Raw genomic sequence first — 15,218 nt, forward strand, 5'->3', positions numbered from 1 at the left:
CCGTCGGGTGGCGACCGGCCCGGCCGGCGCCACCCGACGCACGCCGCCCAGCGGGCTCAGGCCGGGTCGGCCGGGCGCCACCGGCGGCGGGTCCCCCGGGGCACCACCAGGGCGGCCAGCGCCGCCACGGCCACCACCGCCGCGGCGAGCGAGGCCACCAGCAGGGCCCGGTCCTGCGCCGTGGCCCGACGCGCCCGCGCGGCCAGCGCGGCCGGATCGGGCCGGTCGTCGGCGAGCGCGGTGGCCGGGCGCGGCCGCGCGGCGCCGCCGCCCCCGGTCTCGGTGACCGCCCGGAACGGGTTGAGCACCCCGGCGCCGTACCCGCCGCCCCGGCCGTCACCGGGAGCCGGGTCGGTGCTGGCGAGGATCCGCCGCGCCACCTCGGCGGCGGTCAACTCGGGTCGGTACTGCCGCAGCAGCGCGGCGGTGGCCGCCACGAAGGGCGCGGCGTAGCTGGTCCCCTCGGCGCGGTGGTGGCCCCGACCGGGTGCGGCCATCAGCACGTCGCTGCCCGGGGCGACCAGGTCGACGTACGGGCCGGTCTGGGAGAAGGCGGAACGCAGGCCGTCCACCCCGATCGCACCCACCCCGAGCACCCCCTCGTACGCCGCCGGGTACGGCCGCGGGTCGCCGCTGTCGTGCAGGTTCCCGGCGGCGGCCACCACGACCACGTCCCGGTCCACCGCGTAGCCGATCGCGTCGCGGACGGCGGGGTTGTCCGCGTACAGCACGACGGAGAGGTTGAGGACGTCGGCGTCGTGGTCGACGGCCCAGCGGATCGCCCGGGCGAACTCCTCGGCGCCGACCGTACGCCCCGACTCCCGCCCCTCGACGACCTGCTGCTCGCTCACCCGCACCGGCAGGATCCGGGCACCCGGTGCCAGCCCGTGGAACGCGATCCCGGGCCGCGGCGCGGCGGCGATGATGCTGGCCACGCCGGTGCCGTGGCCGGCGCAGTCGCTGGTGCCGTCGCCACCCGGGTCGAGCAGGTCGGTGCCGTCGAGCACCCGGCCGGCGAGCTGCGGATGCCGTCGGTCCACACCGGAGTCGACCACCGCCACCGTCACCCCGGCCCCGGTGGCCAGCGGCGATAGCCGCTGCGGGGCGTACCGCTGCTGGGGCCAGGGCGGCGCGGACACCGGCCGGGCCGGGGCCGGCGGCGTCGCGCAGTCCGGCGCGGCCGCCCGGGCCAGGTGGAGTCCGGCCGCGACCGGCGCGGCCGGCGCGGTGCGCGCGTGCCTCGGCGTGGCGGCGGCGGGCGTGGCCGGGGTGGCCGGCTCGGCGGTGCGCTCGTGCCGCGGCGCGGCGGCGGCCTGACCGGCCGGCCGGGGGGTGTGGGGGAGTGCGGTGGCGGGGGCGGCCGGCGCGGTCGCCAGGACGGCCGCGAGGGCCGCCAGGAGCGGGCGCGCGGGGGACCGGGACATCGACCGCCTCCGTATCGTGTCGACTCCGGAACGGGATGTTAGCGCCTTCTTCGAGAACCGGCGCACCGCCGCCGGCCTGCCATTGTGATCTTGTTACTACCTTGTAGGTTGTACGCGATGCCTATGGCCTGTGCGCGGGAGGAGGGGTGGCCGTGACCGGATGGGAGCCGGCCACCGAGGCCGAGGCCGCGTTGCGGGACGCCCTGCGCGCCAACGACCAGCAGCGATACTTCCGGATCCTGGCCCGTACCGACCTGCTGCTGCCGGTGCCCGAGCCGGCGCTCGGGCAGGCATCCGGCTGGGGCACCTGGACCACGGCCGGTCGCACCCACGTGCTGGCCTTCACCTCCGCCGCCGCCATGCGTGCCTGCCTGGGCGAACACGCCGGCGCCAGCCGGCTCACCAGCTATCCCGACCTCGCCAGCGGCTGGCCCAACCACGAGTGGTGGCTGGCCGTGAACCCCGGCCTGCCCATCGAGGGCTACCTGCCGGCCTGGTACGTCGCGCAGCTCTCCCGGGGTGACGTCCGGCTGCCCGGTCGCACCATGGGGGCGCGCGCCCGACTGGAGCGGGCGGAGACGGTCGCCCGGGCCCGGGCCGCCGGCGCGGGAAGCGCCCCCACCGCCCCGACGGCGGCGGGCCGCCCCGAGGCCCCCGCCCCGCCCCGCCCCGAGCCACCCACCGTGCCGCTGCCGTCCCGGGTCGCCACCCCCGCCGGCCCGGTCGGATCGGCGCGGGACCGCCGCTCGGTGGAGGCCCTCCGCCCGCCCGTCCCGCCGCCCTACCCGGCGGAGCCGGCCCCGCGGGACCGCGCCGACCCGGGGCGGACCGCCCGCCCGGCCCCGCCCGGCTTCCCGCCGCCCGGCACCGGCGACCCGGCGGCGCCCGCCCGGCCCGGCGTCCCCGGGCCGCTGGCCGAGCCCGGCCGGCCACCGGCCAACGGTCGGTCCACCGGGGACGCCCCCGTCCGGACCCCGCCCCGCTCCTTCTTCGAACCGGCGTCCGGTCGTGGCTCGGCCTACCGGGACGATCCGGTCCGGCCCGCCGACCGGGCGGTGCCACCGTCCCGCTTCGCGCGGGGCAGCCAGCCGTTCCCGCGCCGCCGCCCCGTCGGCGATCCGGTGCCGGAAGGGCCCACCGAGGCGTTCCCGACCAGCCAGCCGTACGCCGCGCCCGACCGGCCGGATCCGGCCCGTGGCTCGACCCAGTGGCCGCCGCCTCCCGAGGAGGTGACCCGGGCCATCCCGGTTCCGGCGGAGCGGGCGTACCCGCCGCCGGACGAGGAGACGACCCAGGCGCTGCCGCGCCGCCGACCCACCCCGGCGCCGGCCGACCCGGCGGACGACCTGTCTCCGTCGGCCGCGGAGCCGGTCTCCGGGCCGCCCGCACCACGGCGCGGGTTCACCCCGATCGTCATCGAGGGGACCATCGTCGAGTCCCGCGATCTCACCGAGCCGCTCGACGCCGGGCCGCCGGCCTCCGCCGCACCCGTCCCGGGCCCGCCCGGCCCCGAGGCGTCCGGTCCATCCGTGCCCGGCTCGTCCGACGCCGGACCGGTCCGACCGGTCAGCACCGGATCGGTGCCGTCCGCCGCCGCACCTCCGCCCTTCCCGGCCGGAGCGGCGGCACCGGCGAACACCGGGGTGGCGGGCCCGCCGGCCTGGTCGGGGCGGCCGACGGAGAGCGGCGCTCCGGCGCGGGACCGGGGGGACGATCCGTCCGGGCCGACCGGTGACGCCGGGCTCGAAGGCGGCGACCGGCCCGGTGTCGTGTCGGCGCCCTCCGAGCAGCGCAGCGCGGGGTGGATCCCGAGCCAGCCGGCGTCGACCGAACCGCAGGCACCCGCGACGGCGGGGCCGGGTGGCGAGTCGCCGGCCTCGACCGTCCGGCAGGGCGGCGGTTGGCTTCCGGATCCGTCGACCGCCTCACCAGCGGCTGGCACGGACTCGACCGGACCGGGCGTCGAGGCTGCGGCGTCCGCCGACCAGCAGTCCGCCGGGTGGCTGCCGGACCGGCCGACCGATCCGCCGGCGCCCCGAACGGCGGGGCCGGGCGTCGAGGCTGCGGCGTCCGCCGACCAGCAGTCCGCCGGGTGGCTTCCGAACCGGCCGACCGATCCACCGGCACCCGCAACGGCGGGGCCGGGTGTCGAGCCGGCGGCGCCGACCGAGCGGCAGGCCGGGTGGATCCCGGAGCAGCCGGCCGCGGCCGGGCACTCGGCCTGGCTGTCCGCCCGGACGGGGACCGAGACGCCGCACGCCGGGACCGCGCCCGAGCCGGCGCCGACGGCCGGGTCGGCGGCGGAGAACGCCTCCGACCTCGCGGACACCGGCCCGCTGTGGACGGTGCCGAGCCCCGACGCCGGCCCGCGGACCGCCGGCACCGCCGACGCCCAGGTCGGAGGAGCCGACCCCGACCCGCAGGCGGCGCGACCGGCCGCCGAGCCGTCCCCGGCGCCGGTCGCCGCGGAGTTCCAGCCGGCCAACCCGGTCGAGGAGGACCTGCTGGAGGCGGCCGGGGCGGGCAGCACGGACACCTTCCTCTCCACGTTGCTGCTGGCCCGGGTTCTGCTGCCGGTGTCGCCGGAGTCCGTGCCGGGCAGCCGGCCCGGCGAGCCCGGCTTCGTCTGGCGTACGGAGGAGCTGGACGGGGAGACCTTCGTCGTGGTCTACACCTCGCCGGAGCGGCTCGCCGACCACACCGACGCCCCGGTGGAGACGGTACGGGTCCGCTTCGTGCAGCTGATCCGGCGCTGGCCGGACGAGGCGTGGTCGTTCGCGGTCAATCCGGGCACCCCGGTCGGTGCCAAGCTGCCCGGCGAGCAGATCGTCGGGCTGGCCAACTGGGCCGCCGAGGTGGGCCTCGGCGACGACGCCGAGACCGAGCCGGAGGCGTCGAAGGCCCCGGAGACCGCCGAGCGCCCCCGGTACACCCCGCCGGCCGCCGACCCGGCCCGCCCGGTCGTGATGCAGAAGGCGGTCGCCCCCAGCCAGCTCGGGTACTACCTGGAGCGCGGCTACGACCGGGTCTCCGGGTTCGTGCACCGGGCCAGCGAGCTGGCCCACCTGACCACGCCGGCCCAGCTCTACGAGGCCCTCGGCCTGGGCTATCCCGACTCGCCGTTCGCCCGGGACGCGGAGGAGATCTACGTGCTGCGCTGGCCGGCGCACCGGCCCAGCCTCTACCGGATCCCCTACGGCGGGCAGAACGAGGCCGCCATGCGGGCCATGGAGGGCTGGGTCATCGAACGCCCGCCCTTCCGGGGCAACGGCTTCGCCCCCGGTGAGAGCAGCGACGTGGTGGCGGAGTTCAAGGTGGACAGCGCCCGGCTGCCGCACGGGGCGCAGTTGTGGCGGATCGGCGCGGACGGCACCGAGCGGATGCTCGCCGTGCTCGACACCGACGCGCTGCTCTGGCGTCGGGTGGAGGCGTCGTGATCCGGGACGGCTACGTGGCCCGGTGGCGCGGGCGGGAGTACCAGGCCAGCCCGGACGGCGACGCCGTCCGGCTCTACCAGCCCGAACCGGGCGAGGGCTTCGCGGAGGTACGCCCCGGCCGGTACGTCCGGGTGCTCCCGGCCACCGAGGTGGAGGACCTGGCGTACGTGCGGACCACCTGCACCTGGCAGGGCCAGCCGTTCATCGTGCTCGGCGAGCACGACGGCTGGCTGCGGGTGGAGTACACCGGCGGGCGCTGGCCGGTCGCCCGGTCGATGGGGTTGGAGGTGTTCGACTTCGGCGTCTACCAGGGCTGGGCGCCCGCCGCCGAGGTCGCCGACCTGCGCGAGCAGCGGGTCTGAGTCAGGACTTCGCCCAGCGCAGGATCTCGCCGAGCACCACCTCCGGGGCCTCCACGTGCGGGAAGTGGCCCACGCCGTCGAGCAGCCGCCACTCGTAGGGCGCGACCACGTACCGGCCGGAGCCCTGGGCGGTGCGCGGCAGCGACGCCCGGTCGAGCGCGCCGTGCAGTTGCAGGGTCGGCGTGATCAGCGGCTTCTGCATCAGCCGGACGAACCGGTAGCCGTGCAGGCGCAGCACGGAGCGGAACGCCCAGCGGTAGCCCTCCAGCGCGCAGAAGGCGGCCTGCGGGATCCGCATTGCCTCCCGGCAGCGCTGCGCGTACGCCCCGAAGTGCGGGCCGGACACCCACCGCGGCCCACCCCAGCGGCGCAGCATCTCCTCGACCGCCGTCGCGCCGTCCCGGGTGAGCACGTGCTCGTAGCGGGGCAGCTGGAACTTCAGGGTGGGGGTGGACGCGGCGAACTGCCCGCGCGGGTCGGCGAAGATGGCGGCCCGCAGCCGCAGCGGGTGTGGCGCGCCGAGCACCACCAGTCGCCGGACCAGAGCGGGGTGGAAGGACGCCACGGTCCAGCCGATCAGGCCGCCCGCGCCGGTGCCGACCACGGTGGCGGAACGTTCGCCGAGCGCGCGGATCAACCCGGCGATGTCGGCGGCCAGCGTGTAGCCGTCGTACCCCCGGGGCGGCTTGTCGCTGGCGCCGTAGCCGCGCAGGTCGACCGCGACGGCGCGGAAGCCGGCGTCGGCGACCGCCGGGAGCATCTCGTGCCAGGCCCACCAGTGCTCGGGGAAGCCGTGCAGGAACAGCACCATCGGCCCGGCACCGGCCTCGACGACGTGGAAGCGGCTGCCGTTGGCGCCGACGAACCGGTGCGTCCACGGCCCCTCGGTGAGGACGCAGGACTCGTCGACGGGCCCGTCGTGCTGCTCGGTCATGGCAGACAGCCTAGGACCCCGGTGCCGGAGGGCCCGTCCGCCGGCCCGGCTGGCCGTCGGATCGCTCGTTCCCGGTCAGCCGACCGGGCTGATCGTGACGATGCTGGCCGGGGTGCCCGGGCCGCAGTCGACGGTCGGGTCGGCGGGGCCGATGGTCACCCGGACCCAGGTGCCGGTGGCGAAGTCGCCCTTGCCGGCGCCGTGCAGCGCGTACTCGCGGCCGTCGTCGGTGACCAGGCCGTAGCAGGGGCCCGCGCCGCCCCGGGTGATCCGGCCGGCCACGAGGTTCGCCTTGCGCAGGTCGGTGGGCTGGCTCGGCGGCGCGGTCGGCGGACCCATGGTGGGCAGGTCCGTCGTCGCGCGGGAGGGTCGGCCCGAGGGCGCCGCCGGGGTGGGCCCGGTGGACGGGGTGGCGGCCGTCGAGGCCGGGCCAGGGTCCGCCGGGGAGGCCGACGGCGTGGGTTCCGTGGGCACGGCACTCTCCTCCTGCGAGCCGGCGCAGCCGGCCAGGGCGAGGACGGTGGCCAGGCTGGCGACGGTGGTACGGATGGCACGACGCACGCCGATCGGACGTGCCGGCACGACGGAGGGTTCCCGCCACGGCGCCCCGGGAAACCGCCGCCGAGGTGCGCCCGCCGCCGCAGCGCTGCGGCCCCGGTGCGCCACCTGCGCCGGAGCGCTGCCGGGACCCCGGTGCCCGCTGCGCGGATCCGCCCCGGGGAAAAGGGCGATGCCCGGGCAGGTGGCCTGCCCGGGCATCGCGTGGTGGTGCGGGATCAGCGAATCAGGAGATCCGGATCTTGGTGTAGTTGCCGTTCTCCTCCAGCACGCGGATCTTGACACCGACGGCCGGGAGCTTGACGCCGTGGTTCGGCAGCTCCTCGTACCAGTACTTCTGGGTGTCGTCGAACAGCGGCTGCGCGGCCTGGCCACGGATGTACTGCGGCTGGCTGTTGAGGTGCAGCGTGAAGGAGTCCGCCTTCCGCAGCCCGAACGGCGCGTCGTAGACCTGGACGCGGGCCCGCCAGGGCTGCCCGGTCAGGTTGTAGATCGGCCGCGGGTGCGCGTCGATGTAGAGGTTCCGACCCTCACCCGGGTGCTCGAAGGTGTCGTTGTCCGCGTACCGGGTGTTCCAGTACGAGATCAGCAGACCCTCCTGGTACGCGTAGTGGTCCACCCAGTCCGGGCGGGTGTTCGCGTAGCCGAAGAAGTACGGACCGGTCTTCAGGTACTTGTCGTACGAGATGTAGTGCCGGGTGCCCGCGATGTAGAAGTTCTCGAACGCCTCGGTGTAGGTCTCCTCGGCGATCTGGAACTTGCCGGCGAACGTCCAACCCTCGGCACCGGTCTCGGCGCCGTCGGAGAGGACGGTCTGGCCGTCGGCGGTCACGGTGATGGCGTCACCGTAGAAGCCGCCCTCGGAGACACCGCCGTCGGTCTGGTAACGCAGCCGGAACTGCGCCGCCTTGCCGGCCGCCGCGTCGAGCGGGACGTTGATGTCCACCCACGCGCCGGCGCTGCTGCCGTCCAGGGCGAAGCGCCCGGGCGAGATCTCCGCGAACGGCTGGCCGTTGGCCGTACCGGGCAGCGGGGTCCAGGTCTCGCCGTTGTCGACCGACACCTCGAAGAACAGGTAGTCGTAGCCGGCCTCGATGTCGTAGCGGCCCTTCATCGACAGCGCCGCCGACGACTTGCCGGTGAGGTCCAGCGCCCGGGTCATGGTGCTGTTGAGGTCGTCCTCGTTACCCGAGAAGAACTGCTTGGTGCCCTCGAACGGCTTGCCGTTGTCGAACGTGTAGTCCCGCGGCGGGAGCACCACCACGACGGCCTGGGCCTCCTTGGAGGTGTACTCCTGCGGCCCGAGGGTCATGGTGCGCTTCTGCCCCGCGACGACGACCTCGTAGTCGAGCCAGCCGAGCTGGAGCTTGTTCCAGGCGCCCAGGTCGCCACCGCGCTCGCCGATGCCGCCGTCGTTCTTGCCGCCGAGGCGGCTCTGGGCCATCAACGTCCAGTGCTCGTTGTTGTTGTCGCCGCCGTTGATGTTGTTGTAGTCGTCCGGCAGGCCGAGGTCGTGGCCGTACTCGTGGTAGAAGACGCTCCGGCCACCGTTCTCCGGCTGGATGGTGTAGTCACCGATCCAGACGCCGGTGTTGCCGATCTGGGTGCCACCGGCCGGGAAGTTGACCGGGCCGGTCGAGCCCTGGTCGGAGATGTAGGCGTACCAGCGGTGGCTCCAGATGGCGTCCTCACCCTGGTACGGGTCACCGTCGGCCTCGTCGCCGCCGGAGTGGACGATCTGGAAGTGGTCGATGTAGCCGTCCGACTCGTTGAAGTTGCCGTCCGAGTCGTGGTCGTAGCGGTCCCACTGGTCCATCGCCTTGACTTCTTCGGCGATCTCGGCGTCGCTGCGACCGGCGGCCTTCTGGTCGGCGACCCACTGGTTGGCGGCGTCGCGGACCAGCGCCCAGGTGTTGGTGCAGACGTTGTCGGCGCACGGGTAGCCACCGGAGCGGCCGTACCGGGCCTCGTTGTAGCGGACCTTGACCCAGTCGGTGACCGTGCCCTCGACGCTGTAGCGGCCCGAGGACTGCGCCTCGTAGTACTGCTTCAGCGACTCGTCACCCGGGGCGGTGCCGAAGTAGAGCTTGCGGTAGTGGTCGGCGTTGTAGTCCGCCTGCCAGACGGTGGAGTTGTCCACCGCCCGGTTGGGGGCCGGGATCTCGTTGTGCAGCGGCCCGTCGAACCGGGTCGGACCCGGCGTGCCCGGGTCGGTGTCCTGGTCCGGGTAGTTCGGGTGCCGCTCGTTGCCGAACTCGGCCAGGATCACGAAGATCCGGTCGGTCTTCTCCCGGGAGAGCTCGACGTACTGGTCCTCGGTCTGGTCGGCGGAGCCGGCCCGGGCGGAGCGGGCGGTGGCCCCCTCGGCCTGGGTCTTGCCGACCTTGACCACCGTGCTGCCGTTGATCCGCTGAGACTTGGCCTTGCCGGCGAGGACCTTGCTCAGGCCCTCCTGGCGCAGGGCGCGGCGCTTGTCCTCGAGCGGGTTCGGCAGGTCGTGGTCGACATGGGCGGGCTCGGCAACCGACGGAGCGGCCGTCGGCAGCTTCGGCTGCGGCGCGGCGCTGGCCGACGTGGTGAACGCCAGCCCCGACGCTGTCAGCCCAAGCCCGAGCAGACCCACTGCGACTTTGCGCACGTGGTACCTCCGGTGTGAGGGAACCGGCCCTACGGGGGTACGGGCCGGTGGAAATCGATCCCACTAGTGGGACCAATGGTGAACATAGACACTGGTGGGACCGCTGGGAAGATGCGTGCGTCGATTTGTTGCAAGATTTTGTTGGGAACGCTCCTCACTGTCACATCCCGGACTTTCGCCGCCGGTGGTGAGCAGGATGGACGGAGCGCGAAGGGTGTCAAGCGACGCCTTTCGATCATTTCGGTGGCGTACCCAAAAAAGTGGGGCCGATGGCGTCGCCGCCACCGGCCCCACGGTTACCGCTGTCGTCAGTTGCTGACCCGGACCACCATGTCGTCGGTCGGGTTGGTGCCCTGCTGGATGATCTCGATGCGGGTGCCGCTACCGGCCACCTTCACCGAGTTCCACGGGTTGCCGCCGCTCCAGTACTTGTTCGGCCCGCTGTCGCTGAACACCGGGTTCGGGTCCAGCGCCGGGACAGTGACCGGCACGCCGTTGACGTGGAACGTCTGGGCCGGCTTGCCGAACTTGCTGAAGGTGGCGTCGTAACCGTTGCGCCGGTTGGTGATGCTGCCCTGGCCCACCTTGATCTGGCCCGGCCGCACGTCCACCGGGAGGTTCAGGCCGTAGCCCGGGTGCTCCGAGGTGTTGTTGTCGCCGTACGCGTAGTTGACGTACCAGACCAGCATGCCCGGGTGGTTGGCGAACCGCTCCACCCAGTTCGGCCGGGTGTTGTTGAACCCGTAGTTGTAGCCGCCGGTGCGCAGGGTGTCGTCGTACCCGTAGTAGCTGCGGTTCTCCGCGATGTAGAACCGCGGGTACGAGTCGGTGACCGAGCCGGTCATCCGGGTGAAGCCCTTCGCGGTCCACTCCGCGGCCAGCGTCTCGGCGTCGTCGGTCCAGACGGTGGCGCCGTTGGCGACCAGCGAGACGTTGTCCAGGAACGCGCCGGCGAGGTGCACGCCGCCGTCGGTCTGGTAGCGGTAGCGGAACAGCACGTTCTGCCCGGCGTACGCGGACAGGTCGTAGCCGAGGTCGACCCAGTTGCCGCTGGTCGAGCCGTCGACGCCGGTCTCCCCGGGGTCGATCGCCGAGTTGCTCAGCGGGGTCCAGCTGGACCCGCCGTTGGTGGACACCTCGGCGTAGAGGTAGTCGTAGTCCTCTTCGATGTCGTACCAGGCCTTCGCGGTGATCGACGCGGAGGTCGCACCGGTCAGGTCCAGCTGACGGGTCAGCGTGGTGTTCAGGTCGTCGGCGCTGCCGCCCCACCACTCGTACGACCCGCCGAACGGCGTGTTGTAGCTCGTGGTCTGGGTCTGCGCGGGCAGGTTGACCACGACCGCCTGGGCCTTCGGCCCGTCGCTGTCACCGGCCGGCCCGAGCGTCACCTGGGTGGTGCCGCTGTCCTCCTCGACCACCGAGTAGTTCAGCCAGCCGAGGTAGAGCTTCGACCACGGGTCCATGTAGCCCGGGGTCGACCCGATGTCGTCGGTGCCGTGGCTCAGCCACGAACCCGAGGCCATCAGGCTCCAGAAGCCCACGCCGTTGTCGCCACCGGCGGTGTCGTAGAGGTCCGGCAGACCGAGGTCGTGGCCGTACTCGTGGGCGAACACGCCCAGCCCGCCGTTCTCCGGCTCCGTGGTGTAGTCCCGGATCCAGATGCCGGTGTCGCCGATCTGCACGCCGCCGGCCTTGTTCTCGCCCGGACCGGCGCTGCCCGCGAGGTTCGGGAACGCGGCCCAGCGGTGCGACCAGATGGCGTCCTCGCCCTGGGCGCCGCCGCCGGCCTCCTCGCCCTCACCGGCGTGCACCGCCTGGAAGTGGTCGATGTAGCCGTCGGGCTCGTTGAAGTCACCGTCGCCGTCGAAGTCGTACCGGTCCCAGATGTCGAACTGGGTCAGGTACTGCTTGATCTCCGCGGTGGTCTTGCCGGCGGCGATCTGGGACTCGTACCAGGCGGTGGCGCTGTCCTTGACGAAGTTCCAGTAGCCGTCCGACTCGGGGATGGCGTTGCTGCCGTACCGGGCCTCGTTGTAGGGGACCTGCACCCACTCGGTGACGTCGCCGTTGACCGTGTAGCGGCCACCGGACTGCTTCAGGTAGAAGTCCCGCATCGACTCGCCCGGACCGTAGAACATGTCCAGGTAGTGGGCCCGGTCGAAGTTCGGCCGCCACAGGGTGCTGTTGTCGTCCGTGGCGTTGCCGTCCCAGTTCCGGTCCGGCTCGGCGATCTGGTTGGCCACCGGGCCGGCAGCTCCACCGGTCCGGGGGTCGATCTGGTCGCCGAAGTTGACCAGCATGGTGAAGATCGGGTCGGTCTTCGGCGCCTGCTGGTACTCCACGAACAGGTCGTCCTTGACCTGGATGACCTTGGAACCGTTGCGCGTCTGCAGCTTGGCCTTGCCGGAGAGCAGGTCGGCGATGGCCTGCTTCCGGACCTCCCGGTGCTGATCCGCCATCGGATCGGGGAGGTTGTCCTTGCCGTGCTTCGCCTTGTCGGAACCGGGGGTCGGGCCCGCGGCCGGAGCGCCGGAGGCCGGCGCCGACACGACTCCCGCCGCCAGCAGCGCGGCCGTGGCGGTGGCCAGGCCGGCTGTGACTCGTCTCCTCAAAGGTCCTCCTCCTTTGTGGATCTGTTACATGACGGGCGCGGCCGGGGCCGTGACTGTCATGTGATGCGCCACTCACCCTGACAGAGGAGTAGCCGGTTGTCACGGGTCAATTGGCGCCTCGGGCGACGATCCGCAGGCGACATGTCAGGAAAAACACGGGCTAAAGCGCGCGCTGTGACAGCGCGAGTTCACGTTACGGTTTGGACACGATCACTCGGAGTAACAGTGGTTATGAGGTCCCATGAGGAGAGCGCCGCCGGTCGGGAAAGTGTCACAGCCGGCGACGCCGGACGGCCGGATCGGTGAGAACGAGCGAGGCCGGCGGCCGGAACGAGCGGAGGCCCGCCCGGAGCGTGTGCTCCGGACGGGCCCCCTGGTGCCCCGTCGCCGGGACCGTTCGGGTCAGCTCCCCGCCGGCGTGACGTACACGATGGCGTACGAGTTGTCCTTCGCGGCCTTCTTGATGACGATCGAGACGCCGTAGTTCACGCCCAGGTCACCCGGGTTGCCGGTGCCCAGCACGATGGCACCGCCGCCCAGGGTCTGGCCGTAGTACTCCGGCGCCGGAGTGCCGTCCGGGTGGGTCACCCGGGTGGTGTACCGCGCGTTGTCCCGCGACGGCAGCACCACCGAGGCGTCGCTGTCCCGGGCGTACGCCGCACCGTCGCGGATCTCGATGCCCGGGTACCAGCCCTTGGCGTCGGTGAAGCCCTTCACCGGCGGCTGCGACCCGAACGTCGTGCAGTACTCGCTGTACGGCTCGTCCGCCGCCTCCAGGCACTCCTTGAAGGGGTACGTCGGCTTGAGCGAGAACGCCGCGTTCGCCGACTGCGGACGGCTGGGCAGGTTGTCCAGCACCGACGGGTCCTTGACCGCCGCCTCGCCCGTCCGCCGGAACGGGTCGAAGTGCGAGTCGACGATCAGCAGACCGCCCTTGGCGCCGTAGCTGGGCAGGGCGGTCAACTGCGCGGTGACGTGGTTGACGTCGCCGAGCGCGGTGTCCCGGTACCAGACCAGCATGCCGGGCGCGTTGTACGCGATCTTGTCGACCTTCCAGGCGTCCCGCGAGTAGACCGTGTCGTAGGTGTACTTCAGGCCCTTGTCGAAGCCGTCGAAGTTGCGCCACTCGGCCAGGTAGTAGTGCGCCTGCACCGAGGTGCCGCCGTCGATCCGCCAGCCCGCGCCGGTGGTGTCGACGAAGGTGCCGCCGGTCGCGGTCCAGCCGTTGGCGCCGCCCTCGACGTCGTCGCTCCAGGTGGTGGCGCCGCCGCCGGTCACCGAGAAGTCGTCGGCGAACCAGCCCCGCTCCACGAACGCCTCGTCGGTGGCGTACCGCAGCCGCAGCTGGATGGTCTGCCCGGCGTACGCCGACAGGTCGACGTAGTCGTGCCGCCAGCCGTGGGTGTCACCGGTGAGGCCGTACTTCTTGTTGCCGAAGTCCACCATCCGGCCGTTCGGGTCGGCGTAGCCGTCGTCGGTGGTGACCAGCTTGCCGGTCGAGTCGTAGACCTTCTGCTCGGCCCAGGTGGCGCCGCCGTCGGTCGAGATCTCGACGAAGCCGTAGTCCCAGTCGGCCTCGATGACGAAGTTGTTCCACATCCAGAACTTCGCGTCGGCCGCCGCCGGGACCGCGACCTGGCGGGTGATCTTGACGTCCGCCCAGTCCTGGTCCGCGCCGGTGTACCACATGTTCGCGCCGCTGTGCGGCGTGGCCAGGGTGATCACCTTGTCCGGCAGGTCGATCTTGATGCCGTCCTGGGTGCCGACCGGGGTGCGCGAGGTCTGCCCGAGCTTGACGCTGCGCGGGTCGGTGCCGGGGGCCAGGGTGAGCGGGTCCGCCCAGCCGAGCACCCACTTGTCCCACAGACCCATGTGCGTCGGCAGCGCCTGGAAGACCTCGCCGGAGTGCGAGCCCGAGGCCATCAGGTCCCAGAAGTCCACGTCCGAGTCGGCGTTGCCGCTGGTGTCGTAGAGGTCCGGCAGACCCAGGTCGTGGCCGTACTCGTGGGCGAAGACGCCGACGCCGGCGTCCTCCGGCTGCACGATGTAGTTCGACACCTGGAGGTTGGTGCCGGGGATGGTGTAGCCGCCCGCGATCGAGGAGGAGTGCGCCCAGACCGCGTAGATGCCCTCGGCGCCGCCGCCACGCGACTTGCCCTGGCCGGCGTGCACCAGCACCAGGTGGTCGATCACGCCGTCCGGCTCGAAGAAGTTGCCGTCGCCGTCCCGGTCACCCTGGTCCTCGATGTCGTAGTCGGCCCACGGGAAGTTCGGGTCCATCGCGGCCAGCGCGTCGATCGCGTCGGTGGCCAGCCGGCCGGCGCCCTGCGGGTTGTCCGGGTGGCCGTTCATCGCCTGCTGGCGACCGGCGACCCAGTTGCCGTTCTCGTCCTGGAAGCAGCGCGACGCCGCGTACCAGCCCTCCGAGTGCGGCACGGTGATCCACGGGCTGGCCTGCCCGTCCACCGTGTACGCGCCCTTGGACATCTCCAGGTACATGTTGTGCATGGTGCGACCGCGCAGGTCGATGCCCGGCTTGCCGTCCGGACCCTTCAGGTCCTTGCGGACCCGCTCGGTGATGCCCGTCTTGGTGTAGAGCATCTTGTCGTAGTGCGCGGGCGAGAAGTCCGGCACCCAGAACGAGTTGTTGTCCTTGTGCGGCAGGGTCGCCGGGTTCGGGATGTTGTTGTGCTTCGGGCCGTTCTGCACGGTGCCCGGCACGCAGGTCCGGTCCTCGAACACGGTCCGCGGCACCATGACGTCGGTGAAGTCGTCGTTGGCCTGGTCGTTGAACTCCACCAGCAGGGTCAGCAGCTTCGCCGTCTGGGTGCTCGGCGCCTGCTTGATCTTGCGGGGGCTCTTCCCGGACTTGATCGACTTGGCCTCCAGCCGGGCCAGCTCCCGGGCGGTGACCGGGTTGCCCCGGGCGTACTTGCGGTCGAACGCCCGCGCCTCGTCGGCGGCCGAGGTGTAGATGCCTTCCTTGCCCTTGACCTCGCGGCCGGTGGTGTCCGGCTGCACCTCCGGCTCGGCATAGTTGATGTAGAACTCGTCGGCCCCGATCGTCGCCTTCGGCACGGCGGACGTCTGGGCTGCCGCGCTACCCGTCACGGTCAGTGACGTGGCCGCGAGGGCGATGGCGGGTAGCGCGACGAGTAGGCGTCGACGCGGCCCGACTTGCGATCTTCTGTTCATGCCGCTCCATTTCTCGGGCATGGGAGGAGGGAGTCGGCCGGCCTCACTTACAGTGACG

Annotated in this window: 8 protein-coding genes; 2 read left to right on the top strand and 6 right to left on the bottom strand. The window is 72.7% G+C overall.

The features are described from left to right. Window positions 1-56: 56 nt before the first annotated feature. Window positions 57-1,424, bottom strand: coding sequence for a type VII secretion-associated serine protease mycosin (gene mycP / locus SM577_RS10180; RefSeq protein ID WP_474586760.1), 1,368 nt, complete (start codon window positions 1,422-1,424; stop codon window positions 57-59). A gap of 152 nt (window positions 1,425-1,576) precedes the next feature. Here mycP and SM577_RS10185 point away from each other — a divergent pair, with 152 nt between their 5' ends. After that, complete coding sequence (locus SM577_RS10185; protein WP_474586761.1) at window positions 1,577-4,861, top strand: SseB family protein; 3,285 nt, start codon at window positions 1,577-1,579, stop codon at window positions 4,859-4,861. Next, window positions 4,858-5,223, top strand: a complete 366-nt coding sequence (locus SM577_RS10190; protein ID WP_302918606.1) for a hypothetical protein — start codon at window positions 4,858-4,860, stop codon at window positions 5,221-5,223. The genes SM577_RS10185 and SM577_RS10190 overlap by 4 nt, the downstream gene beginning before the upstream one ends. Before the next feature lies 1 nt (window position 5,224). Here SM577_RS10190 and SM577_RS10195 read toward each other — a convergent pair whose 3' ends face one another. The 5 genes from SM577_RS10195 to SM577_RS10215 all read right to left on the bottom strand — a co-directional run bounded on the left by SM577_RS10195 (window position 5,225) and on the right by SM577_RS10215 (window position 15,043). Beyond that, window positions 5,225-6,157, bottom strand: a complete 933-nt coding sequence (locus SM577_RS10195) for an alpha/beta fold hydrolase (protein ID WP_474586762.1) — start codon at window positions 6,155-6,157, stop codon at window positions 5,225-5,227. A 75-nt stretch (window positions 6,158-6,232) separates the two neighbouring features. Further along, window positions 6,233-6,739, bottom strand: a complete 507-nt coding sequence (locus SM577_RS10200) for a hypothetical protein (RefSeq protein WP_474586763.1) — start codon at window positions 6,737-6,739, stop codon at window positions 6,233-6,235. 202 nt (window positions 6,740-6,941) lie between these two features. Then, entirely contained in the window at window positions 6,942-9,338 is a 2,397-nt protein-coding gene (locus tag SM577_RS10205; protein WP_302918751.1) for an immune inhibitor A domain-containing protein, read from the bottom strand. Window positions 9,339-9,661: 323 nt separating this feature from the next. Further along, window positions 9,662-11,965 carry an immune inhibitor A domain-containing protein gene (locus SM577_RS10210; protein WP_474586764.1) on the bottom strand — a complete coding sequence of 768 codons (2,304 nt, stop codon included), beginning with the start codon at window positions 11,963-11,965 and terminating at the stop codon, window positions 9,662-9,664. A gap of 402 nt (window positions 11,966-12,367) precedes the next feature. Next, on the bottom strand, window positions 12,368-15,043 hold the full coding sequence (locus tag SM577_RS10215) for an immune inhibitor A domain-containing protein (protein WP_302918602.1): 2,676 nt from the start codon (window positions 15,041-15,043) through the stop codon (window positions 12,368-12,370). Window positions 15,044-15,218: the final 175 nt, after the last annotated feature.

The organism is Micromonospora desertarenae (assembly GCF_056150265.1).

Coding starts and splice junctions, on each gene's coding strand:
- mycP (WP_474586760.1), bottom strand. CDS start 1,424: ATGTCCCGGTCCCCCGCGCGCCCGCTCCTGGCGGCCCTCGCGGCCGTC.
- SM577_RS10195 (WP_474586762.1), bottom strand. CDS start 6,157: ATGACCGAGCAGCACGACGGGCCCGTCGACGAGTCCTGCGTCCTCACC.